Annotated in this window: 28 protein-coding genes and 1 pseudogene; 21 read left to right on the forward strand and 8 right to left on the reverse strand. The window is 62.4% G+C overall.

The window, feature by feature from the left end:
* Positions 1-85 precede the first annotated feature (85 nt).
* The 6 genes from BLR66_RS09660 (at position 86) to BLR66_RS09685 (ending at position 6,247) form a co-directional block, all read left to right on the forward strand.
* Positions 86-874 carry a DUF5694 domain-containing protein gene (locus BLR66_RS09660; protein WP_093284920.1) on the forward strand — a complete coding sequence of 263 codons (789 nt, stop codon included), beginning with the start codon at positions 86-88 and terminating at the stop codon, positions 872-874.
* A gap of 226 nt (positions 875-1,100) precedes the next feature.
* Complete coding sequence (locus tag BLR66_RS09665) at positions 1,101-2,252, forward strand: SPFH domain-containing protein (protein WP_093284923.1); 1,152 nt, start codon at positions 1,101-1,103, stop codon at positions 2,250-2,252.
* Positions 2,253-2,272: 20 nt separating this feature from the next.
* The gene (locus BLR66_RS09670; RefSeq protein WP_093284927.1) at positions 2,273-3,589 is read left to right on the forward strand and encodes a hypothetical protein; all 1,317 of its coding nucleotides are present in this window, start codon (positions 2,273-2,275) and stop codon (positions 3,587-3,589) included.
* Positions 3,586-3,846, forward strand: a complete 261-nt coding sequence (locus tag BLR66_RS09675) for a hypothetical protein (protein WP_093284932.1) — start codon at positions 3,586-3,588, stop codon at positions 3,844-3,846. The genes BLR66_RS09670 and BLR66_RS09675 overlap by 4 nt, the downstream gene beginning before the upstream one ends.
* 161 nt (positions 3,847-4,007) lie before the next feature.
* The gene (locus BLR66_RS09680; RefSeq protein WP_093284937.1) at positions 4,008-5,426 is read left to right on the forward strand and encodes a M20/M25/M40 family metallo-hydrolase; all 1,419 of its coding nucleotides are present in this window, start codon (positions 4,008-4,010) and stop codon (positions 5,424-5,426) included.
* A gap of 164 nt (positions 5,427-5,590) precedes the next feature.
* A complete protein-coding gene (locus BLR66_RS09685; protein WP_176943825.1) occupies positions 5,591-6,247 on the forward strand; it encodes a CPBP family intramembrane glutamic endopeptidase in 657 nt (218 codons plus the stop codon).
* A 316-nt stretch (positions 6,248-6,563) separates the two neighbouring features.
* On the opposite strand, the gene BLR66_RS09690 is transcribed toward BLR66_RS09685, so the two are convergent.
* Together BLR66_RS09690 and BLR66_RS09695 are read right to left on the reverse strand one after the other, a co-directional pair.
* Positions 6,564-7,097, reverse strand: coding sequence for an REP-associated tyrosine transposase (locus BLR66_RS09690; protein WP_093284945.1), 534 nt, complete (start codon positions 7,095-7,097; stop codon positions 6,564-6,566).
* A gap of 94 nt (positions 7,098-7,191) precedes the next feature.
* The gene (locus BLR66_RS09695; RefSeq protein ID WP_218119620.1) at positions 7,192-8,340 is read right to left on the reverse strand and encodes a Gfo/Idh/MocA family protein; all 1,149 of its coding nucleotides are present in this window, start codon (positions 8,338-8,340) and stop codon (positions 7,192-7,194) included.
* 269 nt (positions 8,341-8,609) lie between these two features.
* Between BLR66_RS09695 and trmY the strand changes: the two genes are divergently transcribed.
* From trmY to BLR66_RS09710, 3 genes are all read left to right on the forward strand, one after another.
* On the forward strand, positions 8,610-9,206 hold the full coding sequence (trmY, locus tag BLR66_RS09700; RefSeq protein WP_093284949.1) for a tRNA (pseudouridine(54)-N(1))-methyltransferase TrmY: 597 nt from the start codon (positions 8,610-8,612) through the stop codon (positions 9,204-9,206).
* Between the two features lie 259 nt (positions 9,207-9,465).
* Positions 9,466-9,654, forward strand: coding sequence for a hypothetical protein (locus tag BLR66_RS09705; RefSeq protein WP_093284952.1), 189 nt, complete (start codon positions 9,466-9,468; stop codon positions 9,652-9,654).
* A gap of 330 nt (positions 9,655-9,984) precedes the next feature.
* Entirely contained in the window at positions 9,985-10,311 is a 327-nt protein-coding gene (locus BLR66_RS09710; RefSeq protein WP_093284956.1) for a YegP family protein, read from the forward strand.
* 156 nt (positions 10,312-10,467) lie between these two features.
* On the opposite strand, the gene BLR66_RS09715 is transcribed toward BLR66_RS09710, so the two are convergent.
* Both BLR66_RS09715 and BLR66_RS09720 read right to left on the reverse strand, forming a co-directional pair.
* The gene (locus BLR66_RS09715) at positions 10,468-11,715 is read right to left on the reverse strand and encodes a type II toxin-antitoxin system HipA family toxin (RefSeq protein WP_218119621.1); all 1,248 of its coding nucleotides are present in this window, start codon (positions 11,713-11,715) and stop codon (positions 10,468-10,470) included.
* 19 nt (positions 11,716-11,734) lie between these two features.
* A complete protein-coding gene (locus BLR66_RS09720) occupies positions 11,735-12,073 on the reverse strand; it encodes a helix-turn-helix domain-containing protein (RefSeq protein WP_093284962.1) in 339 nt (112 codons plus the stop codon).
* A 402-nt stretch (positions 12,074-12,475) separates the two neighbouring features.
* Between BLR66_RS09720 and BLR66_RS09725 the strand changes: the two genes are divergently transcribed.
* From BLR66_RS09725 to BLR66_RS09740, 4 genes and pseudogenes are all read left to right on the forward strand, one after another.
* Positions 12,476-12,685, forward strand: a complete 210-nt coding sequence (locus BLR66_RS09725) for a hypothetical protein (RefSeq protein WP_143014609.1) — start codon at positions 12,476-12,478, stop codon at positions 12,683-12,685.
* Between the two features lie 253 nt (positions 12,686-12,938).
* Positions 12,939-13,996: pseudogene (locus BLR66_RS09730) on the forward strand (serine hydrolase domain-containing protein).
* Positions 13,997-14,094: 98 nt separating this feature from the next.
* Complete coding sequence (locus BLR66_RS09735; RefSeq protein ID WP_093284970.1) at positions 14,095-15,432, forward strand: amidohydrolase; 1,338 nt, start codon at positions 14,095-14,097, stop codon at positions 15,430-15,432.
* 58 nt (positions 15,433-15,490) lie between these two features.
* Positions 15,491-16,405, forward strand: coding sequence for a dienelactone hydrolase family protein (locus BLR66_RS09740; protein WP_093284975.1), 915 nt, complete (start codon positions 15,491-15,493; stop codon positions 16,403-16,405).
* 17 nt (positions 16,406-16,422) lie between these two features.
* On the opposite strand, the gene BLR66_RS09745 is transcribed toward BLR66_RS09740, so the two are convergent.
* On the reverse strand, positions 16,423-16,776 hold the full coding sequence (locus tag BLR66_RS09745; RefSeq protein ID WP_093284979.1) for a YkgJ family cysteine cluster protein: 354 nt from the start codon (positions 16,774-16,776) through the stop codon (positions 16,423-16,425).
* A 181-nt stretch (positions 16,777-16,957) separates the two neighbouring features.
* On the opposite strand from BLR66_RS09745, the gene BLR66_RS09750 reads away from it, so the two are divergent.
* On the forward strand, positions 16,958-19,057 hold the full coding sequence (locus tag BLR66_RS09750; protein WP_093284983.1) for an NHL repeat-containing protein: 2,100 nt from the start codon (positions 16,958-16,960) through the stop codon (positions 19,055-19,057).
* A gap of 81 nt (positions 19,058-19,138) precedes the next feature.
* On the opposite strand, the gene BLR66_RS09755 is transcribed toward BLR66_RS09750, so the two are convergent.
* Positions 19,139-20,254, reverse strand: a complete 1,116-nt coding sequence (locus BLR66_RS09755; RefSeq protein WP_093284988.1) for an alpha/beta fold hydrolase — start codon at positions 20,252-20,254, stop codon at positions 19,139-19,141.
* 139 nt (positions 20,255-20,393) lie between these two features.
* On the opposite strand from BLR66_RS09755, the gene BLR66_RS09760 reads away from it, so the two are divergent.
* The gene (locus BLR66_RS09760) at positions 20,394-21,482 is read left to right on the forward strand and encodes a DNA glycosylase AlkZ-like family protein (protein WP_093284992.1); all 1,089 of its coding nucleotides are present in this window, start codon (positions 20,394-20,396) and stop codon (positions 21,480-21,482) included.
* Positions 21,483-21,518: 36 nt separating this feature from the next.
* Here the strand turns inward: BLR66_RS09760 and BLR66_RS09765 are convergent, their stop codons facing one another.
* Positions 21,519-21,779 (reverse strand): phage integrase N-terminal SAM-like domain-containing protein, encoded by a 261-nt coding sequence (locus BLR66_RS09765; RefSeq protein ID WP_255402405.1) that lies wholly within the window; start codon positions 21,777-21,779, stop codon positions 21,519-21,521.
* Positions 21,780-22,013: 234 nt separating this feature from the next.
* On the opposite strand from BLR66_RS09765, the gene BLR66_RS09770 reads away from it, so the two are divergent.
* The 5 genes from BLR66_RS09770 to BLR66_RS09790 all read left to right on the forward strand — a co-directional run bounded on the left by BLR66_RS09770 (position 22,014) and on the right by BLR66_RS09790 (position 24,936).
* Positions 22,014-22,502, forward strand: coding sequence for a DUF3916 domain-containing protein (locus BLR66_RS09770; RefSeq protein ID WP_176943826.1), 489 nt, complete (start codon positions 22,014-22,016; stop codon positions 22,500-22,502).
* A 550-nt stretch (positions 22,503-23,052) separates the two neighbouring features.
* Positions 23,053-23,424, forward strand: a complete 372-nt coding sequence (locus BLR66_RS18905; protein ID WP_143014610.1) for a DUF6559 family protein — start codon at positions 23,053-23,055, stop codon at positions 23,422-23,424.
* An 87-nt stretch (positions 23,425-23,511) separates the two neighbouring features.
* Entirely contained in the window at positions 23,512-23,889 is a 378-nt protein-coding gene (locus BLR66_RS09780; protein ID WP_093285004.1) for a DoxX family protein, read from the forward strand.
* Positions 23,890-24,019: 130 nt separating this feature from the next.
* A complete protein-coding gene (locus BLR66_RS09785; RefSeq protein WP_093285007.1) occupies positions 24,020-24,424 on the forward strand; it encodes a GFA family protein in 405 nt (134 codons plus the stop codon).
* A 125-nt stretch (positions 24,425-24,549) separates the two neighbouring features.
* Complete coding sequence (locus BLR66_RS09790; RefSeq protein ID WP_093285012.1) at positions 24,550-24,936, forward strand: VOC family protein; 387 nt, start codon at positions 24,550-24,552, stop codon at positions 24,934-24,936.
* Between the two features lie 122 nt (positions 24,937-25,058).
* Here BLR66_RS09790 and BLR66_RS09795 read toward each other — a convergent pair whose 3' ends face one another.
* The gene (locus tag BLR66_RS09795; protein WP_093285016.1) at positions 25,059-25,619 is read right to left on the reverse strand and encodes a hypothetical protein; all 561 of its coding nucleotides are present in this window, start codon (positions 25,617-25,619) and stop codon (positions 25,059-25,061) included.
* Between the two features lie 344 nt (positions 25,620-25,963).
* Between BLR66_RS09795 and BLR66_RS09800 the strand changes: the two genes are divergently transcribed.
* Positions 25,964-26,656, forward strand: coding sequence for a DUF4386 domain-containing protein (locus BLR66_RS09800; RefSeq protein ID WP_093285021.1), 693 nt, complete (start codon positions 25,964-25,966; stop codon positions 26,654-26,656).
* Positions 26,657-26,659 lie beyond the last annotated feature (3 nt).

The following is a 26,659-nucleotide window of genomic DNA, read 5'->3' on the forward strand; positions in this document are numbered from 1 at the left end:
CGCCGCGTTGGCAGGCAAGGCAGGTATCGGTTCGCTTGCTGATGCAAAGTTGCCCGGATTCCATAAACCTTGTGAGGCTGCTGCCATGACCCGCTACCTGCTCGCACTGTGCCTGGTGTTGGCGTCCGCCGCCCTGCAGGCCGCCGAACCCGCACGCGTGCTGATCGTCGGCACTTACCATTTCAGCAACCCGGGCCAGGACCAGGCCAACGTGGAGTCCGTGGATGTCACCGTGCCGCAGCGACAAGCGGAGTTGCAGGCGGTTACCGATGCGCTGGCGAAGTTCGAGCCGACCCTGGTCGGCGTCGAATGGCCGGCCGACACCGCAAGCACCCAGTACGTGCAATACCTCAACGGCAGCCTGCCGCCCTCCACCAACGAAGTAGTGCAGCTCGGCTTCCGCCTGGCCAAGCAGCGTGGCCTCAAACAGGTCCACGGTCTGGATGTCCCCGGCGATTTCCCGTTCGAAGCCGTACAGGCGTGGGCCCAGGCCAACGGCAAGGCCGATGCGCTAGGCGCGCTGATGGAGCAGGCGCAAGCCATCACCGCCCGCATCACCGAGCTGCAGGCCACGCACACCATTGGCGGCGTTCTGCGCGAGATGAACACGCAGCAGGCCATCGATGAGGCTGTCTCCTTCTATGCAGAGTTCCTGCGCTATGGCAAAGGCGAGCAGCAACCCGGCGTCGCCCTCAACGCCGCTTGGGCGAAACGCAACTTCGCCATCTGCGCGCGACTGCTACAGGCGCTCAAACCCGGCGATCGCGCCGTGGTGTTCTACGGGCAGGGGCATGTCGCGCAATTGGCAAGCTGCGCGCGCGCGGCGCCGGGCGTTGAGTTGGTGGAGGCGCATGGATTCCTGCCGGCGAAGTGATTGCCAGCCGGCATGTACATGCAAGTCGCAAGAAGAGCTTCAAGCTTACGACTCCCATCGCGCGTCGTTGTTGTAACGGGCGTGCTCAGACTCGACGCACGTAAGTGTTACGACGCGATTAACTTCTTGCACGCTTGTTCCGAGTTGCCGAGTCGGCCGCCCGGAACGGTATAGTACGTTCGCTATGGCGGGTACGTTGCCCGGCCACGAATCACGGAGAGATGTCATGGGTCTTGTGCAAGCAGTGTCGGGTGCGGTCGGTGGCATGCTCGGCGACCAGTGGAAGGATTTCTATACGGTTCCCGAAGGCCTGCCGTCCACGGCGGCGCTGTTCGCCGCGGTGCCGCGCGGCACCAACGCCGGACGCGGATCCAACACGCAGGGTTCCTCCAACATCATCACCAACGGCTCCAAGATCGTGGTGCCCGAGGGCTACGGGCTGCTGCTGTTCCAGGACGGCAAGATCACCGGCTTCGCCGCCGAGCCGGGTGGCTACGAATGGCGCTCGGACGACGTCAACTCGCAATCGATCTTCGCGGGCGATGGGATCGTCGGCCCGCTCATCAAACAGAGCTGGGAGCGCTTCAAGTTCGGCGGCCAGCCCGGTTCGCAGCAGGCGGCCTTCTTCGTCTCGCTGAAGGAACTGCCGGACAACCGCTTCGGCACCCAATCGGAAATCTACTGGGACGACGGCTTCCTGAACACGCAGGTCGGCGCGGTGACGCGCGGCTCCTACACGCTGAAGATCGTCGACCCCATCCTGTTCGTGAAGAATTTCGTGCCGGCCAGCTACCTGCAGCCGGGCCAGGTCTTCGACTTCACCGATCTGGACAATGCCGCTGCCGGCCAACTGTTCAACGAAGTCGTCGGTTCGCTGGCGCCGGCCTTCAGCCTGTACTCCAACGACCCGGCCAAGGGCAATCGCATCACCAAGCTGCAGCAGGATTCGCTGGGTTTCGCCAAGAGCCTGTCCGATGCGGTGGAGAGCGGCTACCAGTGGAAATCCGAACGCGGCCTGGCCATCGTCAAGACCGCCATCGTGTCGATCGAATACGATGCCAACACGCGTGAACTGCTCAAGACCGTGCAGCGCGCTGACGCGCTGGCCGGTTCGCGCGGCAATTCCAACCTGCAGGCCAGCGTGGCCCAGGGCATCCAGTCGGCGGGCGAAAACGGCGGCGCCGCGGGTCTGGTCGGCGTGGGCATGGCGTCGGGCATGCTGGGCGGCATCGGCAACATTCAACAGCCGGCCACGCCAGCGGCACCGGCCGCCGAAGATCCGGTCGCCAAATTGAAGAAGGCCAAGGAGATGCTCGATCTCGGCCTGATTACGCAGGGCGACTACGACGCGCTCAAAGCCAAGGCGCTAGGCCTGTAAGCAACGGGCAAGCAGCGAACATGTCCAACTCAAACCTGCCGCCGCCGATTCCGGCGGCGCCCGTCACCGGTCCTGGCTCACCGCAGGACGTCCCACCGTTGCCCGGCAGCCTGCCGGTCGACCCGGCCACGCTGCCCGAACCGATCCGCGAGGAATTGCTGGCGCCTGACCCGGTCGCCATCGACACTTCCGCGGCCGAGCTGAAGGACGGCCTCAACCGCTGCCCGAAATGCGGCGCGACCGATATCCGCCACAAGCCCGGCAGCGACCTGCTGGTCTGCCTGTATTGCCGCAACGAATGGGATGGCGCGCGGGTCGAGGAGGAATTCGGATTCGGCGAGGGGATCGCACAGCTCAAGGGCACGGTGATCGCCTCCGGCGCGCGCGACATCGCAGCCGACGCCGCCAGCCTGATGAGCTTCAAGTGCACCGGCTGCGGCGCCGAGGTGACGGTCAATACCGACAACGCGATGACGGCGCGCTGCCACTGGTGCCGGCATGTCCTGGGCGTCAACGAGCAGGTGGCCAACGGTGCGGTGCCCGATGCGGTGCTGCCCTTCCATATCAGGAAGGAAGACGCGGTCGCACGCATCCGCCAGTTCGTGGACAAGCGGCGATTGTTCGCGCTGAAGGCCTTCAAGGAACAGTTCACGCCCGAGAACGTGGTCGGCGTCTATCTGCCCTACATGATCGTCGACGGCAACGTGAGCGTGGGCGTCGCCGGCCAGGGCGAGATCCAGACGCGCGAGTACACGCGCGGCAGCGGCGACAAGAAAAAGACCTACTACGACGCCGACGTGTACCAGGTCGAACGGCACGTGGACTTCACGGTGGATGACCTGCCATTGGAGTCCTCGACCGAACGCGGCAATCTGGATACGAAAACCAACACCAACAACATCATCAACACGATCCTGCCCTTCGACACCAAGAACGCAGTGAAGTGGAACGCTTCCTACCTGTCCGGCTTCACTTCGGAGAAGCGCAACACCGACGTCGAACGCTTGCGGCCGCGCCTTGAGGACCAGCTGCTGTCGGTCGGTCGCGCCCAGGTCGAAGCGTCAGTGCGCCGCTACGATCGCGGTGTGCGCTGGGAGCAGGAACGCCTCAGCGTCCACGGCACGCGCTGGGTATCGATGTACCTGCCGGTGTGGCTGTATTCGTACCACCAGCCGGGCCGTAACGGCGGCATGCTGCATTACATCGCGGTGAACGGCCGTACCGGGGAGACCATGGGCAGCGTGCCGGTGCAGCAGTGGAAACTGCTCACGGCCGCGCTGACCGTGGGCACGTTTCTTGAAGGCATCGCACTCTGGATCATGGTGGCCGCGTCATGAGCGACGACAATGGACTCTGGCTGCTCGCGATCGGCCCCGCCGGGGCCACCGCGCTGTATTGGGCCCTGTACCGCTATTACCGCAACACCGACAAATCGCACGCCTTCGAACGCGAAACGGCCGTCGAGGCGCAGCCGGTGACCGGCTCGGACGAGAAAATAGGCGAGAACAACGGAACACGGGAAACGAGCATCTCCGGCAACAACGTAAGTGCGTATCGCACGCGCGTGGAGCGTGTCCGTGACGATGCCGGATAGCAGGCCCCGTAGGATGGCTTGAGCGCTTCCATGCACGGGCACTCGAGATCATCGATACCTGCGGCGCTGTGGCGTTGCGGTAGTATCGGAAATCCCCGCTCACTGGCGTCGGCGATATCGACGCCGACCTGCATGTCCGGACACTACCGAAGGAGAAGTCGATGAAGGCGTTGATCGCGCTCGCTGCCGCTGCGCTCGTGGCGTGTCCGGTGGCAGCACAGGTGCCGACCGGCACGATGGGGGAGCTGCGTCCGGACCAGAAGCAATTCTTCGAGCTCTACAAGGAACTGGTCGAGACCGACACCACGGTCACCAACGGCAGCTGCACCCAGGCCGCCGAGCAGATCGCGGCGCGATTGAAGGCGGCCGGCTTCGCCGACGACCAGATCACCCTGTTCTCGGTGCCCGAACATCCGAAGGAGGGCGGCATCGTGGCGATCTATCCCGGCACGTCGGCCACGCTCAAGCCGATCCTGCTGCTGGCCCATATCGACGTGGTGGCGGCCAACCGCGCCGACTGGGAGCGCGACCCGTTCAAGCTGATCGAGGAGAACGGCTACTACTACGCCCGCGGCATCGCCGACGACAAGATGATGGCAGCGACCTGGGCCGACGCCCTGATCCGCTTCAGGCAGGACGGCTACAAGCCGGCGCGTACCGTCAAGATGGCCCTGACCTGCGGCGAGGAGACCGACACCGCGTTCAACGGCGCGCAGTACCTCGCCAACAACAAGCGCGACCTGATCGATGCGGCCTTCGCGCTCAACGAAGGCGGCGGCGGCGACACCGACGGCAAGGGCCATATCGTGGCGCAGTCGATCCAGGTCGGCGAGAAGATCTACCAGGACTACAAGCTTGTCGCCACCAATCGGGGAGGACACAGCTCCCAGCCGGTGCGCGACAACGCGATCTACGCCTTGTCCGACGCGCTGCTGAAGATCCGCGAGCACGAGTTTCCCGCCGAGTTCAATACCACCACCCGCGTGTTCTTCGAGCGTGCTGGCGCCGCGCGCAAAGACGCCATGGGAACGGCGATGATGGCCCTGGCGAAGAATCCGGGCGATGCCGACGCGGCGACGGTGGTCAACACCGACAAAGGGTTCCACTCGATGCTGCGCACGACCTGCGTGGCGACCATGATCGATGGCGGCCATGCGGTCAACGCGCTGCCGCAGCGGGTGGAAGCCAACGTCAACTGCCGTATCTTTCCCGGCCATACGCCGGCCGAGATCAAGGACCGGTTGGCCGGCATCATCGGCAATCCCGGCATCTCGATCGAGCTGGCGCGCAAGGACAAGCCACTGGCCAAGTCGCCGCCCCTCGATCCGGCCATCATCGGCCCGATGGAGGCGCTGAGCGCGAAGTATTTCCCCGGCGTGCCGGTGATCCCGTCGCTCTCGACCGGCGCGACCGACGGGCTCTACCTGTCGGCGGTGGGAATCCCGACCTACGGCGCGCCAGGCATGTGGGGCGACCCCGACGGCAACGGGGCCCATGGCCTCAACGAACGTCTTGAAGTGCGTTCTGTCTACGTCGGCCGCGATTACCTGTTCGACCTGGTCAAGGCGTTGGCAGAGTAAGGAGAACGCCGTCAGTCGCAGGCGTCCAGCAGCCCCCGCGTTCCACAATTGTCTCGGGTCGGACGCGGAGTTCACTGATTCCGGTGCGCGGTGTAGCCTGATGTCTGATCACTTTCTGCGCAAGAAATGGCGGGTGACCCACTGACCGCATGGAAGATGCCCCGTTGACCCCTTCCCGACCGGCGACCGCACAAACGTTGCTGGTTGTATTCGGCAGCCTGTGCGTATTGCTCGCGCCGCACCTCGGCGTGCCGATGTTCCTCTACCCATTGCTTGGGCTCGGCCTGTGTGCCGGGATGCTGCGGTATCAGTGGCTCGGGTTTGCCGACATCGGGTTTCGGTGGCGGGCATTGGGAATCGTGCCGCTGCTGGTGGGCGGCACGCTCGGTGTGGCCTATGCGATGGCCAACTACACGGCGATCGGTCCGATGCTGGCTCGTCTGTTGGGCGAGCTGCCCGATCTTTCCAGTTTCGATTTCGTGCGCGCGCACCTGTTCGGTTATCTGATTGCCCTCGCCCTGGCCTGGGTGATCGGCGGGTTCTATGAAGAGCTCGTATTCCGCGGGTTTTTGCAGGCCATGCTTTTGCGGCACCTGCCGGCGTGGCATGGGCGGCCGGTTGTTGCGACGACGCTCGTCGTGCTGCTGTTCGCCGCCTATCACGTGCAACTCGGTGCCTTCGGCGTGGCCAATGCGCTGGTATTCGCGGTGTTCGCGGCGGCAGTGCGGCAGCGCTGGCCGGACAACCTGTGGTACGTGATCAGTTTTCATGCCTGCGCCGACATGACTGCCTTCACGTTGATGCATCTGGGGTATTTGTAATCGCGGCCGTACCCGGGCTACATCGCGGCAGAAGCCGTGCTTCGCTTCCGCCTCGCATTCCGCTCATGCTGCCCGCACGAATCCGCGCCAGGATAAGGCTGCAATCTCCACAGGAGGCAAGCACGTGATTGGATCGAGCGGACCACGCGGGGGTCGAAATTCTGCGAGAGGAAGGGCCGTAGGCTGGGCTAGCTCCGTCAACCCAGCGCTTTTAGCTTGCAACCGCGAGATGCTGGGTTGATTAAACCAACCCAGCCTACCGGGCTACATCACTTCCCCTCAGCCCAGTAGGATGGGTTGAGCGCAGCGATACCCATCACGTGCGCTCTCCGAAGCCGACGTCGCGACCCAGTGCAATACCCCAATCCGCAGACAGGATGCCTTTCGCCACATAACGGTGAAAGGTGGAATGCGGCCAATCCACCGTCCTCAAGACATGGCCATGCTTCACGGGATTAAAGTGGATGTAGTCAATGTGGCTGTGCAGATCGGCTTCATTCCGGATCAGGTGTTCCCAATAACGGCGTTGCCATATCCCGCGTTCGCTTTTGTCGACTCGACTGGCTCTTCGGAGTTCCCCCTGAGGTACGTGGCGGGAGAGCCACGTCTTGAATAATCGCCAGCGAAGCGGGTAGTCGCTGTCGCCCGGAGGTAAGGTCCAGATCGCGTGCAGATGGTCTGGCAATACCACCATGGCGTCGATTTGAAAGGGGTGACGCGTCCGAACGTAACGCAGGGCTTGTCGCAATTCGTCAACACGATCCACCAATAACCGTGAGCGGCGCTCGGCTAGATTGATGGTGAAGAACCATGTGGCGCCGGGAACATATGTGCGTCGATAGTTGGTCATCCGTGACCTCTTGCGTGAGTGGTGGGATGGTAGCGATGGGTATCGCTTCGCTCAACCCATCCTACAAGAGCTTCTCTGCTTTGATTACTTCCCTTCAGCCTAGGCGCAGCTCCTGCCTGACGCCGGTTCCACAGGCGGCGTAGATGGCATCGATGATTTTCAGGTCTTTCAGGCCTTCTTCGCCGTCGATGGGGACCATGGGTGTGTTCCCGTCAAGCAGGATGCCGGCCATCTCGTCCATCTGGAGGGTCTGGTGCCGGGCGTGCGGCTGCGCGAGTTCGCCTTTGTGGGTACGGCCCTGGATGGGGCCATAGCCCGTGGCAGGCTGCAGCTCGGCGAATCCCTGTTCGCCGGTCATAAAGAAGCGGTCCAGATGGTTCATCTGATAGGTGGACAGACAGGAAGCCACGGCTCCGCTGGGGAAGCCCAGCTGGAACTGGATGGTTTCGTCCACTCCTTCCTTGAATTTGACCGGGTCGGTCTTGCTTTGCTGCGCGGTCACCCATACCGGGTCTTCGCCCACCATGTAGCGCGCGCCATTGATGGCGTAGATGCCGATATCCATCAATGACCCGCCGCCTGCCAGCGCCTTGTCCAGGCGCCACTGGCCGGGATCGCCGATGCGGAAGCCGCACAGGCCCTGGAAGAACAGGATGTTTCCGAAATCGCCTGCCTTGCGCATGCGGATCGCTTCCAGCGTCTTGGGCTCGAAGTGCATCCGATAGCCCACCAGCAGCTTCACGCCGGCGGCGGCGCAGGCGTCGATCATGTCCTGCCCTTCCTTGGCGCTGACCGCCATCGGCTTTTCGCAGATGACATGCTTTCCCGCTTTGGCGATGCGGATCGCCTGATCGCGATGGAACGCGTTGGGCGTGATGATGTAAACCGCATCGATGTCCGGATCGTCCTTGATGCGGTCGAAATTTCCATAGTCGTACCGGTTCTTTTCCGGCACGCCGTACTTCGTTCCCCATTCCTGGAGTTTGGAAGGCGTTCCGCTGATGAGTCCGGCGACTCTGGCGCGCTTGCAGGACTGCATGGCTTCCGCCACCTGCGCGGCGTAGCTGCCCAATCCCATGAGCGCCACACGCAACGTCGCCCCCTGGTTGCCGCCGGCACCGGCGCGATCCTTGCGATCCGATGGATTGGCCCACGCGGCCAGCGGACTCCATGCCGCACCTGCTGCCAGTCCCATTGCCTGCAACACCCGGCGCCGGTTGATCCCGCTTGATCGATTTTCCATCTTGGTCTCCTTCGCTTCGGCCACAGGGAAGAAACGCGGCACATCCGCATACAACGGTGCCACAACGGAGTTTCGCATACCGTCCTGCGCACGTAAAAAGTCGTATTCATTTTTTCTCCAGCACGAGCGCCTCGCGATCTTGGGAAATGAATCTGATCCCGTTGACCGGACCAGGTTGACCGCGAGGTGGCCGCCAACGCCATTCATGTGGACAATGAGCGGGCGGCATGCCCTGTGCCGTGCGGGGCAACCAATCGGCCATCACACACATGCGAACCTTTGTACTGAGAGCGCGGGCGGCGCCTACGGACAGCCAGAAGCTGCTTGCGTCCGTCGGCAAGGAAGCCCACACCGAAATCCTGGCGCACACGCTGATGAACGCGATCTTCGTGGCCCAGTCGCATCGTGCCGACGTGACGGTCTACCTGGTGCTGGAAAGCACCCAGGATTTCTCCCGCACGATCCGCTTCGACGCCAACGCCATGCACGAGATCGGCGGTTTCGACGAGCGCGCGCTACTGGGCAAGGTCGCCAAGGCGCTGGACGCTTCCAGGGGCATGGGCAAGGAAGAAACGCGACCGGTGGAATCGGGCGTCAGCGTGCAGACGCTGAGCTTCGAGCGATTGGTGCAGGCGCTTGCCGAAGATCATCAGCTGTTCGTGATGGACAGGAAGGGCACGCCGATGCGTGAGCAGGCGTTCGAAGGCAATCCCTGTTTCCTGCTGACCGACCACATCCCGATGCCGAAGAAAACCTTCCACAGCCTCGAACGCCTGGGCGCGAAGAAAATAGCGCTGGGATCCAAGATGCTGTTCGCCTCGCAGTGCGTGGTATTGATCCACCACGAACTGGATCAGGGTCATTAGCCCTGTAGGCTGGGTTAGCTCCACCAACCCGGCGCTTTAAGTTTGAGATTGCCGAGAAGCCGGGTTGATGAAGCCAACCCAGCCTGCCGCGATACCAATCTTGACTTGCGGGTCGTGGCCTTTGTCGAAGCCGCCGGTGGCTTTCACGCTTTGCCCAATCCGCGGGCAGCAGCCTTCCTTTGCCGTCGTAGCCCGTCCTCACGCCGGCTGAGCACCGGTACTGCCTACAATCGGCCGCCCACAAACAGGAGGCACGCACATGTCATCGTTAGCGATCTATCTCTTAGGCATCGTGGTATTGGTGGGTGGTTTGGCCTATGGGGCGCATCTGGCCGGTCTGGCCCCGCAGTGGATCGGAGTGGGTACGATCGTGCTGCTGGGCATCGGCATCGTCACCGCGGTGTCCCGGACCCGGAGCAAGGATCCGCCCGTCGAGCCGGGTCCTTGAGTCTCAAGCCGCTGGCGTCTGGTTGACGTAGTCAACTCCAGATTACGTAGATCCCGTAGGGCGGGTTTTAACCCGCCTTCCGTGCGGGAGTCGATACCTAGGCCATCAAGGCGGGTTAAAACCCGCCCTACGCATCTCACGATACTTCCCGGTTTTATAGCGCTTGCAAGGGCCGTCTGGCATCGAATGCATGTGAACTATTTACATTGAATGGCCTTGACCATGTGCCTAGAGTCGCATTGGCAGGACAGATCCTGCATCTGCCTCAGCGATAGACCTAAGCATCGGCGAATCTTGGGGCGCTTGGTCACCAACCGGGAGATGCGAGCAATGGGTACTTATGTGCTTAAAAATTCAGGTGCGCAATTCCACTTTACACTCGAGGCAGAAAACGGAAAGACCATTCTGTCCAGCGAGCGATACACCACCAAGGCCAATGCGCTTGGCGGAATCCAGTCGGTCAAAGAGAACTCTCCATTCGATGTCAGATATGAGAGAAAGGACGCAAGCAACGGGAGTCCGATGTTCAATCTGAAAAGCGGCAACGGACAGGTTATCGGTACAAGCGAGACATATTCGTCGGCAGCGGCTCGCGAGGGCGGCATAGCATCCGTGAAAACCAACGGATCAACATCGCCTACCAGGGACGATACCTGACCCAAAAGAGGGACAATCAAGGTCGGGTGAAGCGCTCTTCCACAAGGCAGACGACCTGGCAACTTACCCCCAAGATCTCGTGGGGTGGGTTAAAACCCGCCCTACGCATTTCACGATTTACAGCTGGACTGCCTGTAACGACCACATTGCGGCTGGCTAGAACGCCCTTGGCTGCAATGCGGCCGGCGAACCATCGAAGATGGAGGGGTTGAGGAACTGTCGTCGCTGCAGCAGGTTGCGGTCGACGGCGCTCAGAGCTGCTTCGTCGCAAACGCTTTCGAAGTGTTCATGGACGGTATCCAGCTGATGGTTGATCAGGGCGATGGCCTCTTTTTCGTTCAACAGGAAATGAGTGGAAGCCTTGAGGCAGAGCGAGAGATTGCTGTCGCGCCGCTGGCCTGCAATCAGCATCGCCTGACCGGCCTCGTTGCCGGTGCGTGCCTGTGGGCAGATGTCGTAAGCGGGGGTGAGGACAAGGGTTTCCCCATCCCAGAATGCGGCGTGGTTGCGTGCATGGTCGTCGGTGTTGCCGCATAGAACATTGAAGACGAGCCGGCCATAGAGTTCCCGCAATGTCGCCTTTGGCTGGTTGAAGCGGTGACGCACGATTTCGGCCAGATCTTCGTAGCTGGCGTAGCGGGCCATCATTTCGTCCAGCCCCAGCATCGTCAGGGCCGAGACGATGATTCTGCGGCGATAGCCGTCCGGCGTTCTTTCGCGATCGAACCGGCGTACCAGCAGGACATCCTTGCCTGCGCTGCGTTCCAGTCGCACCGGCGCCGCGTCCAGTCCCGCCAGGGCCGCCAACCGCATCGCGATGTATTCGCTCTTGACGATGCTGTAGGTGTCGGCGCTCGAGGAGAATTTGGCGATCCACTTGTGCTGGCCGGCCTCGATCATGGCCTTGGGCCGAGCGCCGCCGAGCGAGCTGCCGTGATGGAGGGCGTTGTCGAGCTCGGGAGTGAGGGGGATGCCTGCTTCCACTTTGGCGGCGGCATCCAACAGCTCCGCCAGCGTCGCCTGCTGGGCGATCCGTGGCGAGTAGTCGGTGGCCGACGCCTGGAAGTCGAGGCCGCCGATACGGTCCGATCCCGATTCGAGCAAATAGGACAGCTCGTCCAGACGCGCCGTATCCATGTCCCTTGCTTCCTTGCCATAGCGATGGTTGAGGATTACGCGCCGCCCCCAAGCATCCGGCGCGGCATCGCGAATGCATCCGGCGATAGTCAAGCCAGGCATCGGAGGGATAGCGCCCGCTTTGATGGGCAGTTCCGGTAAATAGAGCGGGATCGCGTTGTCGCGATCGAGATAGCTTCGACCGTAGTTGAAGATCAGCTGTCCGCCATCGGGCACCAGCCGTCCCGCCACTACCGGCGTAACGGCGCTGGGAAGCCAGACCCACACGAACGCTTCCTCTGGAGTCTTAGAAGTCATCTTTCAGCTTCTTCGAAAGAGGGCGCGAGGACTGCGGCAACAGGGTCAAGGTCTTTTCGGCAGCGCTGACATGCATCGTCAACAGGCCTTGGTCGGCGCCGAATAGCTGCACGCCTACGATGGTTGCCATCTCGAAAACCGCGCCGATGGCGCAGCCCATGTCCCCTCGTTCCACCCGCTGGACCAAACCGCGCGATACACCCGCACGCTCGGCCAACTCATCGAGCGTGAGTCGGCGTTCGATACGGCCTTGGCGAATAGTCAGACCCAGCAGCCTTACTGCTTCTTGACCATAGCGGGAGTAGGTTCGGTTGCTGGGCTTTGACATGAGGCTATTTGATCATAAACAGGCCATATTTGGCCTTTCAGGATTCTTTATAGACAAAAGTAACGAGTGGGTAGTTGAATGTCAAGTTGTAGGATCATAAACAATCCTTATTGGCCTGTAGAAGACTATTTATAGCCAATTTCAAAAGAATGAGCCCCTCGCATGGGCCTGCCCGATGGCCGCCTCCCACAGAGGCATACGTTCTTTGGTATGAAGGCGCCGGATGCGGCTGGCAGGCGGTCCAACAGGGGGGTTCGCCTCACGCATCCGGCGGAAAAGGGGGGGGGATAAGCGCCCCGGCCGCCTGCGGGTTCTTCAGTGCATCGTCGGCGTGGGTTGTCGGGGAACTCGGCCGCAGGCAAGTCCGCGGGCTTGCCTGCTTTCCCAGGAGGCATGCGCATCATGAACGACAACAACGGCATCGCAATCCATCAGGCGGCGTTGGGACCGCTGGCCTTCCTTTCGCTGCAGCATCCCGCGCGCCACGACACGCCCGCTGCACCCAGCAACGAAGAGCGCATCCGCGCCTATCGCAACATGCTGCCGGTCATGCTCGGCAACACCTACACATGGGCTTTCCGCCACGCCGTCCTACACAGCACGGGCGGGTGAGCGAGCGGCGCCCGCGGTGCTTGGGTGCGCACCGCGGGCAGGAAGGGCAACACATCGATCCCAGGCCGGTCTTGCTGAGCAGTACCCGGTTCCCCAGCCACCGGTTTAAACCATGCGGCCTTGCGACGCATCCCAGCGTCAGCCCTGCTCGTCGAGATAAGCAGCCGTTGCCCATCGCATCATTGGCGGATTCGCCCGAGGAAGATTCATGACGCTTGGAAAATACCGTGCCGCCGCGGCCATCGCCGCTTTACTGTCGCTCCCCTGCTTTGGAACCGCTGCGACCCCCTTGGACGAAGCGAACGAGCGGGCTATGCAATCGATACAGCAGACTATGAAAGAGCAACGCATACCGGGTCTGCAGATCGCAATCATCAAGGACGATCAGGTTGTGTTATCCCAGAGCTATGGCTTGGCCAACGTGGAAAACCACGTGCCTGCCACAAGAACAACCCTGTTCCCCATCAATTCCGCAACAAAGTCGTTTACGGGCGTCGCCATGATGCAGTTGGCCGAAGCCGGGCTCGTCGATCTGGATGCCCCTGTCTCCGATTATCTGGATGGGTTGCCTGAGGCCTGGCGGAATATCCATGTCCGCCAACTGCTGGCACATACCTCGGGGCTTCCGGATATCCTCGATCAGCAAGGCCTGATTGGAGGGGGCTCCGAACAGGATCCGTGGAAGGCGGTAAAACTGCTGCCCATGGATGCACACACTGGCGAGAGGTTCGCATACAACCAAACCAACTATGTGTTGCTGTCGCAGATCATAGTCAAACAAACCAAAATGCCTTACGAGAAATACGTTGCAGAACGCCAATTCGCAGCCGCCGGCATGCGCTCGTCAACGTTCGGCGACAGCTATGACCTGATTGCCAACGCGGCTACGATGTACAGCTACTTCCCACGCAAAACCGATGCGCAAGGCGACGACGAGCGTTTGTCCCATTGGTTCTACGACATGCCCGTGGTCTTTGGGCGGGCGGTGGAATCCTGACCACGGCCGAGGAAGTCGCGCATTGGATGATCGCGTTGTCGAGTGGTCGGCTGATCAATGCGGCCAATGTCCGGAATATGTGGACGCCAGAAAAACTGAACAGCGGCACTGACGGAAGTTGGGCCGCCGGATGGCCGGTATTGGAGACTTCGCCGCACCTGCAAGTGGCGGGTATGGGGGGCGCCCGTGCCGCATTCATGGTTTATCCCGATGATCGGCTGGCCATCATCGTGTTGACCAATCTTGTTGGCGCGAATCCACAGAACTTCATTCCGAAGATAGCCGAGTTCTATAAGCCATTGCAGGCCCGATAGAAACCAATCCGGGCGACGCATCTTCCCCAAACCGATTCGCGGTGTCCGCCCGTCTGATTCCGCCTACACTCCCAGTATCCATTCTCTGGGAACCCGCCATGCGCTCCAGCGTCCTGCTATGCCTCGCCGCACTCACCGCTTCCCCGGCCATGGCCGCACCTGAGTTCGCGCCGGCGGTGAAGGCCGATTACGACCAGCGGCTGGGTGCGTTGTTCGACTGGTTCCATCGTCATCCCGAGTTGTCCTACAAGGAAACCGCGACGGCAGCGCGGATGGCGAAGGAACTGCGCGCTGTTCCCGGGATAGAAGTCACCGAAAAGGTTGGCGGCACCGGTGTGGTCGGTGTGATGAGAAACGGGACTGGCCCCACCGTGCTGGTCCGCGCGGACATGGACGGGTTGCCGCTCAAGGAGGCCAGCGGTCTTGCCAATGCCTCGACTGTCGTGCAGACAGGCATCGACGGACGGGAGTCGCCGGTCATGCATGCCTGCGGCCATGACGTGCACATCACTTCGCTGATCGGAACCGCCGCCCGCCTGGCGGCGATGAAAGATGCGTGGCGCGGCACGGTGGTGTTTGTGGTGCAGCCGGCGGAAGAACGCATCGGTGGCGCACGATTGATGCTGGAAGACGGGCTGTACACGCGCTTCCCCAAACCCGACTACGCGTTGGCATTCCATGTCGATGCCGAGTCGCCGACGGGCACGATCGTCGCCGATCCGGGCATCGTCGCCTCGTCCTCGGACAGCATCGACATCACCATCCATGGCGTCGGCGCGCATGGCGCGTACCCGCACCAAGGCAAGGATCCGATCGTGATGGGTGCGGAAATCGTGCTGGCCTTGCAGACTCTGGTGAGTCGCGAGATCTCGCCGCTGTCGCCGGGCGTGGTGACAGTGGGCGCCTTCCATTCCGGCTCCAAGCACAACATCATCTCCGACCGCGCCGACCTGCAGCTGACGGTACGCACCGACGACGAAGCGGTGCGCAGAGTGCTGTTGGACGGCATCAAACGGATCGCGCAGAACGTAGGCCGCATGAACGGTTTGCCGGAAGATAAGCTGCCGGAAGTGAAGCTGTCGGTGGAATCGACGCCGGTTACCCTCAACGATGCCGCACTCGCCGCGCGCATGCGCACGGTCTTCGCCCAGGCTTTCGGCGCCGCGGTTTTGAAATCGCCGCCGCGTACCGGCATGGGCGCCGAAGACTTCGCGTACTTCGTGCAGCCGGAACTCGGCGTACCGGGTTTCTATTTCAACGTCGGCGGCACTCCGCAACCAGCCTTCGACGCCGCCAAGGCCGGCGGACCGCCGGTCTCAGGGCATCACTCGCCGTTGTTCAAGATCGATCCCGAACCGTCCGTGCGCCTGGGCACCGAGGCGATGACCGTGGCGGTGCTGGATCTGCTTAAGCCGGCGGCCGCGGCGAAGCCGTAAACCCGCGTCACGCCAGCTATTGCATACTCCACGGCCCGACCAGGAGTAGGAGTCCGTGATGGCAAAACCTCCTCGTTCCACCGTTGATGATTTCGATCCGGCGGTACTGCGCCTGTTCGACCAGTACGTGCATGGCCTCATCGACCGGCGCGGATTCCTGCGCGGTGCTACGCGGTTCGCCGTGGGCGCTGGCGGCGCGGCGGGATTGCTGGCAGCGCTCAGTCCGCAGTTCGCCGCCGCGCAGCAGGTGTCGCCCGACGATGCGCGCTTATCGACGGAGTACCGGCAATTCGATTCGCCGCAGGGCTACGGCAAGGGCCGCGGCTATCTGGTGAAGCCGGCCAGGGCCAAAGGTCCGCTGCCGGTGGTGCTGGTGGTGCATGAGAACCGCGGCTTGAATCCGCACATCGAGGACATTGCGCGCCGGCTTGCGCTGGAAGGCTTCATCGCTTTCGCACCGGACGCATTGTTCCCGCTCGGCGGCTACCCCGGCGACGAGGACGCGGCACGGGCGCTGTTCGCGAAACTCGACCAGGAAAAATCGCGCGCCGATTTCCTCGCCGCCGCCGGCATGCTGTCAACGTTGGAAGAGGGCAACGGCAAGCTCGGTGTGGTGGGCTTCTGCTATGGAGGTGCCATCGCCAACTTCCTGGCCACGCACCTGCCCAACCTGGCCGCGGCGGCGCCCTTCTACGGCGGCGCGCCGAAAACCGAAGAGGTGGCCGCCATCAAGGCCGAGCTGCTGGTGGTGCTGGCCGCCGAGGACGAACGCGTCAACGCGGCCTGGCCGGAATACGAAAAGGCGCTCAAGGCGGCCGGCGTGCGCTACACGCTGTTGCAGCCGCCAGGCACGCAGCATGGCTTCAACAACGACACCACGCCGCGCTATGACCAGACGGCCGCGAAGGAAGCCTGGGGCCAGACGCTGGCCTTGTTCAAGCGCGCATTGGGCGGTGCTGGTCGCAGCCCCTAGCGGCCGCGGCAAGCGAATCAGACCAGCACTTGCCGGGTGCGCGCCAGGAATTGGTGGATCTCTTGCTCGGTGCGTCTGTCGATCATGTACACCGGCCGCCTGCCGTTGGGACAGAGCAGGCTGGGGGTGGTGCCGAACAACCGGCAGATGAGGGGGCGTTCGCTGTAGACCTCGCAGCCGTGCTCGCCCAGATGCGGACAGCTCAGTTCGGCCAACGCGGCTTCGTGCTCGGCTTCGGTTTTGACCGGAAGCCTGGCCATCTCCTCGGAAGAGGCGGTCACCGGCCCGCAACAATCGTGACAACCCACGATGCAGGTGAAGCTGGGGATGCGCGCGCGCAACTCATCGAGCTTGCGGTCGTTGCTGTCCATGGGGCGCTCCCGGTCGTTGCGGCGATGAAACGAGCGTCAGATTACCTTTTTCGTTTCACGGGTGGTGCGGCCCGGCATCGACATCGGGTCAGGACCGCATCCCGTGCGCGCCCTGGGACTCTCTTCCCATGCTCCTTCCGATTGAATATCGTGCTTATCCGCTTCTTGCCTGCAGGACCGCATGAGCCGTAAACCCTGGCTGTGGGCCGTGGCGGTTTTGATTGCCGCCGCGTTGGCCGCCACGTTCTTTCTCGTACCGAAAAGCCCCGATCTCTCTGCAGAATCCGCGCCCACGCCCTTCGGCTGGACTGCGCAGCTACGGCTCGCGGCGGGCGATGGCGTGCGTGGAATGCGCAACGGACCGGTCGCGCAAGCGCGTTTCGACGATCCCTATGGCGTGGCGGTAGCGGCGGACGGCACGCTGTACGTGGCCGATGCCGGCGACAACAATCGCATCCGCAGGATCGGTACCGACGGTACGGTCACTACTTTGGCGGGCTTCAGCGAAGGATTCGCTGATGGCGACGGCACCGCGGCGCGGTTGAATACGCCTTCCGGTCTGGCGCTGGATGGCGCGGGCAACCTGTATGTCGCCGACACCGGCAACCACGCCATCCGCAGGATCACGCCGCTGGGCATGGTCAGCACCGTGGCCGGCACCGGCGTGGCGGGACTCCGCGACGGCGCCGGCAGCCAGGCGCAGTTCAACGGCCCTATCGGCGTGGCAGTGGATGGGCACGGCAATATCTATGTCGCCGACACTTACAACGACCGCATCCGCAAGATCGATGTGCAAGGACGGGTCAGCACGCTGGCCGGCGGCGAGCGGCCGGGCAATGCAGATGGCATGGGTGCCGCGGCCCGCTTCGATACGCCCACCGCGTTGGCGGTGGACGCGCAAGGCATCATCTGGGTCGCCGACACCCGCAACAACGCCATACGCCGGGTCGCGCCCGACGGCACGGTCACTACGCCTTACTACGCCGGACAGGATGGGGCAGTGCGCGCGCTGCACCGGCCGATGAGCCTGGCACTGACCCATGACGGCGTGCTCTACGTGGGCGAAATGTCGTGGGGACGGGTGATCCAGCTTTCCCGCGATGGCCGGCCGCATGTGCTGACCGGCGCTACCCAGGCGCAGCGGCTCTCGCGCCCGGCGGGGTTGGCCCTGGATGCCAGGGGCGCGCTGCTGGTCGCCGACGCCGGCAGCCGGCGCATTCACCGCATCGCGCCTGTCGACGCGGCAACAGGCGCGGTTTCACCGACGCTGGGAGCGGTAGGTCCGGCGCCGGAAGATCCGCTGCCCGCCACCGGCGGACGCTGGCCGTTGCATCCGCAGGACGGCTGGCACGAAGTGGTCGGCACGCTGGGCGAGGTGCGCGGAAACTACGACAACGAAAGCCGCGACCATCTGCATGGCGGGTTGGACATCCGCGGCGATGTGGGCGCGCAGGTGCTGGCGATCGCCGACGGCAAGGTCAGCAGTCCGTCCGGCGCCTGGGGATTGGACGAACTGGGCGAAGGCATGGCGATCGACGGCCTCAACTACATCCATATGCGGGTGGGGCGCGATGCGCGGGATGAGGTGTCCGACCCACGCTTCCAGCTGCTGCGCGATGAAGCCGGCGCGCCCGAACGCATGCGTGTGCTGCGCGGCACGCGTTTCAAGGCAGGCGAAGTACTGGGCACCATCAACCGCATGGCGCACGTGCATCTCAGCGTGGGCGCGAGCGGCTACGAGCGCAATGCGGTGGCGCTGGGTTTCACCGGCTACGCCGACCACTACGCCCCGCGTATCGATGGCATCGAACTGCTCGACGCCAGCGAACAACCGCTGGCCAAGCGAGCCGACGGCCGCGTGCTGGTGCCGCGCGGCATGGGCGTGCAAATCGTGGTGGACGCCTGGGACCAGGTGGACAACAACCTGCCCAGGCGCAGGTTGGGCCTGCATGCGCTGGGCTATCAGCTGCTGCGCGCCGATGGCACGCCTTGGCCGGGTTATGAAACGCCGCGCATGACCATCGAGTTCAACCGCATGCCCGCCGATCCGGACGCGGTGAAGGTGACCTACGCGCCTGGCAGCGGCATCACCGTGCACGGCAGCGCGCAGACGCATTTCAAGTACGTGGTGAGCAACACAGTGCGCGATGGCCGGCTCGCCACCGGCGCCTGGCGGCCGGATGAATTGCCTGCCGGCGACTACACGCTGCGCATCACGGCCATTGATTACATGGGCAACGCGGCCAGCGCTGGGCGCGATCTGAGGATGGCGCTGGAGTAAAGGGAGCAGGCGAACGCAACGCCAACGCGGCCTGCCCCGCGATGGAAGGCCGCGTAACCGTCGGGGGCGTCACCTTGCTTCTTAGCGCCCGGCGTCTCCTTCCACCGCCAGCGGCCGCACCTGCTCCAGCAGGCTGACCAGGGTCTTGCCAGGTTCCTCCCACGGCATCATGTGCGCCGAATGTTCGAACCAGACGCCCCGCTTGTATGGCGCTTTCACCTGCCGCAGCCAGCGTTCGGTGGGTGCCGAGGGGGTCGTGTAGTCGTGCCGGCCCATAAACATCACCACCGGAATCGGAAATTCCTTGACCCCGGTGAAGTCCACCTGCAGGAATTCGTCCAGAAGCCGGCCCAGGGAAAACACGTTGCCGGCATCGATCGCGCAGCGGTCGCGGTCGCTGTATTCCGGCGACAGGCGCGGCGCGCGGTAGTAGTAGGTCGAATCCTCGCGGAATGCGGTGAGCCCGCCGTAAAACTGCGGCCATTTGCGCGCGATGACGATGCGCTCACGGGTGATTGGGGTAGTGCCCGGGTAGGGTGCGATGGTTCCCATCTCGCGGATGGCCTCGGCGTTGCCGTGGGCCTGCGCCTGCTGCAGGCCGTATTCGAAGCTGATGCGTTCGTTCTCGCGCGTATTGACGACTTGGCCGATGCCCACGTAGGCATGGAACAGATCCGGCCGCTTCAGCGCCGCGTGCATGGCTACCACCGTGCCCCAGCTGTGGCCCATCAGGATCAGCTTGCGCTTGCTGTAGCGCTTGCGCAGATACTCGGCCATCTCGATGGCGTCGTCGACGTAGCGTTGGATATGGATGGTGTCGGCGATGCTGTCCGGCGCGACGCTGTTGTAAGTCTTGCCGGCGCCACGCTGGTCGTAGTTGACGATGGTGAAGTATTCCTCCAGCGGACGCTGGAACTGCCACTGGCTGGGCATGATGGGGGCCGCCGGCCCGCCGTGCACGAACAGCACCATCGGATTGTCGCGGTCCTGCCCGCGCACGCTCAGCCATTGGTCGATGCCGCCGATGCGTGCGGCGTAGGTTTCCTGCACGCCATTGGGCGCGACGATCTTTCCCAGGTCGCGGATGATTTCGCGCGCGGGCTCATAGGCGGAGCGGTCGGGGCATGTGTCCTGCGCCTGCGCGCGTGCAGGCAGCAGTGCGGCCAGCAGGACCAGAGCTGACAGTGGGAACCTCATGGGCAATCCTCGTGGGGTGGCGGATGTGGGATTCATTATCGCGGCCTTCCCGGCGATGGCATGTGCAGATCGTAGTGGTCCCGTATGGCGAAGCAAAAAACGGGAAGCGCCGAGGTCGGCAGGCTGGCATCATTGCCCCATGCCATTGACCTTGGACCACCTGCGCCGCTACGCCATCGCCCGTTCGCTGTTCAAGCCGACCACGCTGATGCGGGCCATCGAGAAGCTCGGCTTCGTACAGGCCGATCCCATCCGCGCGCCGGCACGGGCGCAGGACCTGACCTTGCGGCACCGTGTCGTCGGCTATCGCGCCGGCGATCTGGAGCGCCGTTATCCGCGGTTGGCGTTGGAGGAGGATTTCTTCGTCAACTACGGCTTCCTGCCGCGCGCCCACCACGCATTGATGCATCCGCGCACCGCGCGCATGGGCTGGACGCCGGCACGATGGAAGCAGGCGCAGGCGGTGCGCGAGTACATCGCCGAACGCGGAGCGGTGCATCCGCGCGAAGTCGATGCCCACTTCGCCCATGGCAAGACCACCAACTGGTTCGGCGGTTCCTCCAATGCGAGCACCCAGCTGCTGGACGGCATGCACTACCGCGGTCTGCTGCGGGTGGCCAGGCGCGACGGCGGCACCCGTGTCTATGCGGTGCGCGAAGATGTCGCGCCGGTGGACAAGGCCGGCATCGACGCGCGCCTGGATGCGTTGATCGATCTGATCGTACGCAAATATTCGCCGCTGCCCGATGCCAGCCTGGGCCAGCTGGTGAGCTACCTGGGCCGCGGGGTGCCGCAATGGGATGCCGCGCGCAAACCGGCGCTGATCCGTGCACGGCAGCGCCTGCAACGCATGCGAGTGGAGGGCGTGGACTGGGTGTGGCCCGCGGACGAGCGCGCAGAGAGCCGACGCTGGAAACCGGACGAACAAGTGCGCCTGCTTACCCCGTTCGATCCGGTGGTATGGGACCGCCGCCGCTTCCAATTGCTCTGGGGCTGGGCCTACCGCTTCGAGGCCTACACGCCCGCGCCCAAACGCAAGCTGGGCTACTACGCACTTCCGTTGCTGTGGCGCGACCGTGTGATCGGATGGGGCAACCTGTCGGTATCCGAAGGCGCGCTGCATCCGCAGTTGCACTACATCGGCGGCAATCCACCGCGGGAGGCGGCATTCGACGATGCGTTGGAAGCCGAGCTGGCGCGGATGCGCGTGTTTCTGGGGTTGGAATGAGAAAAGCCAGCACCTCCCGCACAAGAACATCGGCGGCTAGGGCGAGGGTACTGGGGCGACCCGGTGCCGCTGGGCCAGATCGCTCAGGAAGTGCTCGATCTCCTTACCGCCTAATTCGCGTGGATGCCGACGGCCATTGTTTTGGATATACCGGCGTATCCAATAAAGGTAGGCCTGTTCCGTCCGCAAACTGTAGTGCTTCACCCGCAATCTACGCCGAACTTCATCGAACAGCCTGGGCCGCGGCGGGGTGAACCCTGGTTTGCTTATGACCGCGATATCTTCCGTAGTGGGCATTAGATGGCCTCCGTGCCGTTAAACACCGACAATGTTGCGTTGCATGCCCTTTCGACCCGCAACATCGCTGTAACCCCTTGCCCAGTGTAGGCAAGTCTGATTGACGGACCTCCCGGGCCACACCCACAATCCTCGCTACACCCTACTTTGGGGTCTAATCATAGTTAGACCTGCATGAGACGACTAATCTATCCAGAGAAAAAACTTCGCGGCGTTCCGCGTCGACTGCGAGCGATGAAGCGCTGGTCGGAGGGGTTTGCTGATTATTTCCCGCCCGACGATGAGATGGATCCTGCCAGCCGATACTGGAACTGGAAAATACCCGTTGATCTAAATCTTGTTGAAGGGCGCGGCACCAATACGGATATTCAGCGAGCATGTGCTCAAAACCTTGTGACTGCTTGCGGGCATCTATTAGCTGCCAAGCCTGCAGCCGCTCGAAATGTCCGGGTCACATGCGTTGTATGTCTTCCTGACATGTTTACAAGCGAACTGTGCATCTATCTCCAGGAGGAGTACTTTCTTTCTCATACATTGCCGGCCAAGAATGAGCACGGCGAAACAACGATGGTGACTGGGCGCAGCTTGTCTCAAGAATGGAATTTGGATTTGCCTCCTGGAGTGTCAGAGTTGGGCGTAACGGTCGAGTATCACAGCGAAGAAGATGACTGGCATCTTTCCGGCGAGCGATGGTACTTCGGTGAAGTGCTTTCCAAGGCCTAACTATTCATTCAAGCCGAAGCCGCTTCGCGGCTCGGCTTAATTCAGGCGTCAGGCCGCATGGAAACAATCCTAGTAAACGAACAGACAAGCAGCACATCGTCAGGACGCTCGCTGCACAATCGCGTTTCTTGGCAGAGCATCAATGGCCAGCGAATCATTATTGCTATAGGCAGCCCAGAGGAGTGGCACTCTGCTGCGGCACTTCCGATGTCGGCCACCACTACTGACCTTGTCGTTGCGTCCACTGAAGACCCAGCACTCGCCAGTCTGCTATGGGGTGCGTTTCTTGCTTATCTGGTGAGGCCGCAAGTGCCCGCCTGGCACTTTGCGTTACCTCGTTTTCTCCGTCCACCCCTCCTGGTCTCGGTCAGGCTACCTGTCGGACATGTGTCTTCCGCAGTATCCTCCGCCATTGAGCGGTCGCAAGGACCTTTACGGTTCAAGGTACATGCTGCGGCCTAACAATTCATTCAAGCCGAAGCCGCTCCGCGGCTCGGCTTAATTCAGGCGTCAGGCGCCTAGTCCTGCGTAGCCATACTGAAGGAATTTCATGGCGATTTCCAAAGCAGCTCCATGCGCCATCAGCCCACGGGATAAACAAGCCCAGGCCAAACGTGTTGGCGATGATCTTCTCCGGCATCACGGAAAACGGAAATTCTATTCCGTCGAACAAGTCCGGGAAGCCAATCGGCGATGCGGCATTTCTATCGATGTGGCGTGTTGGTCGCATGCGCTTTTCAATTCGCATGACGACTTCGATCGGATACACGTTGCTGCCGGAGAAGCGTGCGACTATCTGGCAATGAAAAAAGAAATGCTCGAGGCGGTATCGACCGGTTTTACGCCTGCCTGGTTTGACCTGGATTTGTCGTGGTTGGAGTTTCCGGACCTTGACTGGTCAATCTTCGATTTCTTCGACTAGAATCCGCCGGGATGCGGGCAGCAGCCGGCATTTCATCCGGGCCGAGCCCTCACGGCTTGATCCGGTCTCAGAGCACCGGAGGCAATCATGCCAGCCGAGAGCCAAGCAATCTTGTGGTTCGTGGGTCGCCTGCTACTGGGTGGCCTGTTCGTCGTTGGCGGTATCCACCACTTCTTCACCCTGCCTGGCATCACGCAAGCGCTCGCGGCGCGTGGCGTCCCTGCGGCGAAACTTGTGCTGTTGTCCGGCTCGGTGTTCCAGATCTTGGCCGGCCTGGCGCTGATACTCGGTTTCTACCCCGCATGGGCCGCTCTGGGTCTGGTCGTCTTTACCGTCGCGGCCTCCGTGTTGCTGGTCAACTTCTGGGACATGGAGGGCCCTGCGCGCGCCAGTACCATCAACACGTGGCAGTCCAATCTTGCCATCATTGGCGGGCTGCTCGTCGCGACAGCCTACTCGTTGTAGTCGTATGGGCATGCTCTAACCATTCGTCCGAGTCGAACCCGCTTTTCGGCTCGACTTAATTCGGATGTTAGTCTTTGCAGGCACCTCGTCCGGCCAGGCCCTCGTTCAACCTCAATAGGTCAATTCAAGCATGATGAAGACATACACAGGCAGTTGCCATTGCGGCGCCGTTCGCTTCGAAGCCGACATCGACTTGAGCGCCGGCACCGGCAAGTGCAACTGCTCGATCTGCACCAAGAGCAGGAACTGGTCGGTCATCGTCAAGCCGGAGGCCTTCCGCCTTCTCGCGGGCGAAGAGGCCCTCAGCGACTACCAGTTCGCCACCAAGAGCGGGCACCATCTTTTCTGCCGCCATTGTGGCGTGCGTTCTTTCGGTCGCGGCTACGTCGAGCAGATCGGCGGCGACTATGTATCTGTCCAACTCGCTTCGCTCGACGACGCAACGCCAGAAGAACTCCTTGCCGCGCCGGTCAAGTACGCAAATGGCCGGGACAATAGCTGGTGGAACGAGCCTGAAGAGACTCGCCACCTCTGAGTGGCTCGCGCACAAGGGCGAGGCCTGATCCATTCAGACCGAGCCCGTTTTAAAAGCCGTTCTAATCCAACGTTGGGCCGCAAAAAGTACACTCTCCCTCACCACCACCCGTTCTCGGAGGTTCCATGAAGCGAGTCACCGGCATTGGCGGCATTTTCTTCAAAGCCAAAGACGCACCGGCACTGCAGGCTTGGTACAAGCGGCACCTCGGAATAGACGTACAGGATTGGGGTGGTACGGCTTTCACCTGGACCGACGATGAAGGAAAGCCGGTTGCCGGAACCACCATCTGGTCCATCGGTTCGGCGCAAGGCGATCAATTCGCGCCCAGCACCGCGGCTTTCATGGTCAATTACCGGGTGGAGGAGCTCCATGCCCTGGTCAAGGTCTTGCGCGAAGAAGGCTGCAACGTTCTCGAGAAGATCGACGATTCCGAGTACGGAAAGTTTGCCTGGGTCATCGACCCGGAAGGAAACAAGGTGGAGCTTTGGCAACCGCCTGCCGGCCAATGATCTGGGCAATCGGCCTCGGCGCTGATCTGCGGCCTAATCCTTTCCCGTCATGAAGAATGCGCATAAAAAAGGCGGCCATAAAGCCGCCTTTTCCGTCTGCGACGCCGCTAACTAGCGCCTGATCAGGCCGGCCACAACCACCAGAACGCCAGCGCGCTGACAACGCCGTAGATCAGGGCGTCCAACAGATCCTTGAGTACGCTGCTCCACGGTTTGCCCATCCAGATGCCGTACTGCACGCTGCCGCCGGCGTAGGTGAGGAAGGTGACCAGGCCGACCAGGTGCCCGGCGTAGTGGGCGTTGCCGGGCAAGCCGTAGACCTGCAAGGCGATGGCGCCGGCAATCAGGGCGACCACGAGATTGAACAAGAACCAGCGGATCAGCATGCCGCCCATCCTGGGTGCGCCGCTTTTCATGACGGTAAGGAAAGCCACCGGACCATCCACGTACTTCTTCATCATGGCTTCGTCGCGCATGGCCTTCATGTCCGTGCAGTGGGGGATGCCGTACTGGCCGACCGCCGGCGCGCCCTTGCGCAGGACGGCCTGCACTTCGTCTTCGTTGGCCAGTTTCTTGTAGTCGCTGTTGTGCCACTTGAAGACCATGTGGATCAGACTGCTGGCGATGTACACCAGGACCGCGGCGACCAGGATGGGCAGCCAGAGTTGCGGCAGGGCGTTCATGACGGGGCTCCTTCGGGGTTTGGGTGATGGCACGCAAGGGATAGGGCGGGCGGAAACCAAACGCGAGTACTGCGGATAACGATGGCTGTGGGAGCGCCGGGGGCATCTTACTCCCGGAACCCCCTGGCGAGACCAATCCGGTCTGCGGCGCTGCGGGCCGGCGATCGTCCGCGGCTGCTACGCCCGGGCGCCGACCATGCCCATAGTCACCATGACCAACGCGCCTTCAGCCGGGCCAGCCTCGGGAGCCAGAATGCATGGCGGCGCCGGCATGGCGGAATCGTCGGCCTTGCCGGGCGTCTTACTGGCGGAGACCTTATCCGCCCTGGAACGGGGAGCAGGACATGCAATCGAACAAGCGCACCGCAAGGATCGCCGGTTTGCTGTATCTGATCGTCGTGCTGGCCGGCATCTTCAGCCTGGCCTACGTCCCTTCGCAGATCGATACGACGGGAGACGCGGTGGCCACGGTCCGCAACATCGTCGCCCACGAATCGCTGTTCCGGCTGGGCATGGTGGCAGGACTGATCTGTTACACCGCGTTCCTGTTGCTGCCCTTGGCGCTGTACCGACTGCTTAGTCCTTACGGCAAACAACCGGCCGTGCTGATGGTGGCGTTCGCCGTGGTCAGCGTCCCCATTGCCATCGCCGCCACGCTCGACAAATTCGAAGTCCTGACGCTGCTGAGCGGGGCGGATTATCTGCAGGCCTTCAGCGTGGAGGAGTTGCAGGCGCGGGTCATGTGGTCGCTCGATGCCTATGGCGACGGTTTGCTGGTCACGCAGATTTTCTGGGGTTTGTGGCTGCTTCCGTTCGGGTACCTGGTGTTCAAGTCGGGAATTCTGCCCAAGACGCTGGGCATCCTGTTGATGCTGGGTTGTTTCGGTTATCTCATCAATTTCACCGGGCGCGTGCTCTTTCCCGGTTACGCGGAAAGCGGTATTGCCGGCTTCGTCAGGCTTCCGGCTGCGCTGGGTGAGATCGGCATCTGCCTGTGGCTGCTGGTGATGGGCGCGCGCGAGCCAAAAACAGAATAATCC

This window comes from Pseudoxanthomonas sp. CF125 (assembly GCF_900104085.1).
Classification (GTDB): Bacteria; Pseudomonadota; Gammaproteobacteria; order Xanthomonadales; family Xanthomonadaceae; genus Pseudoxanthomonas_A.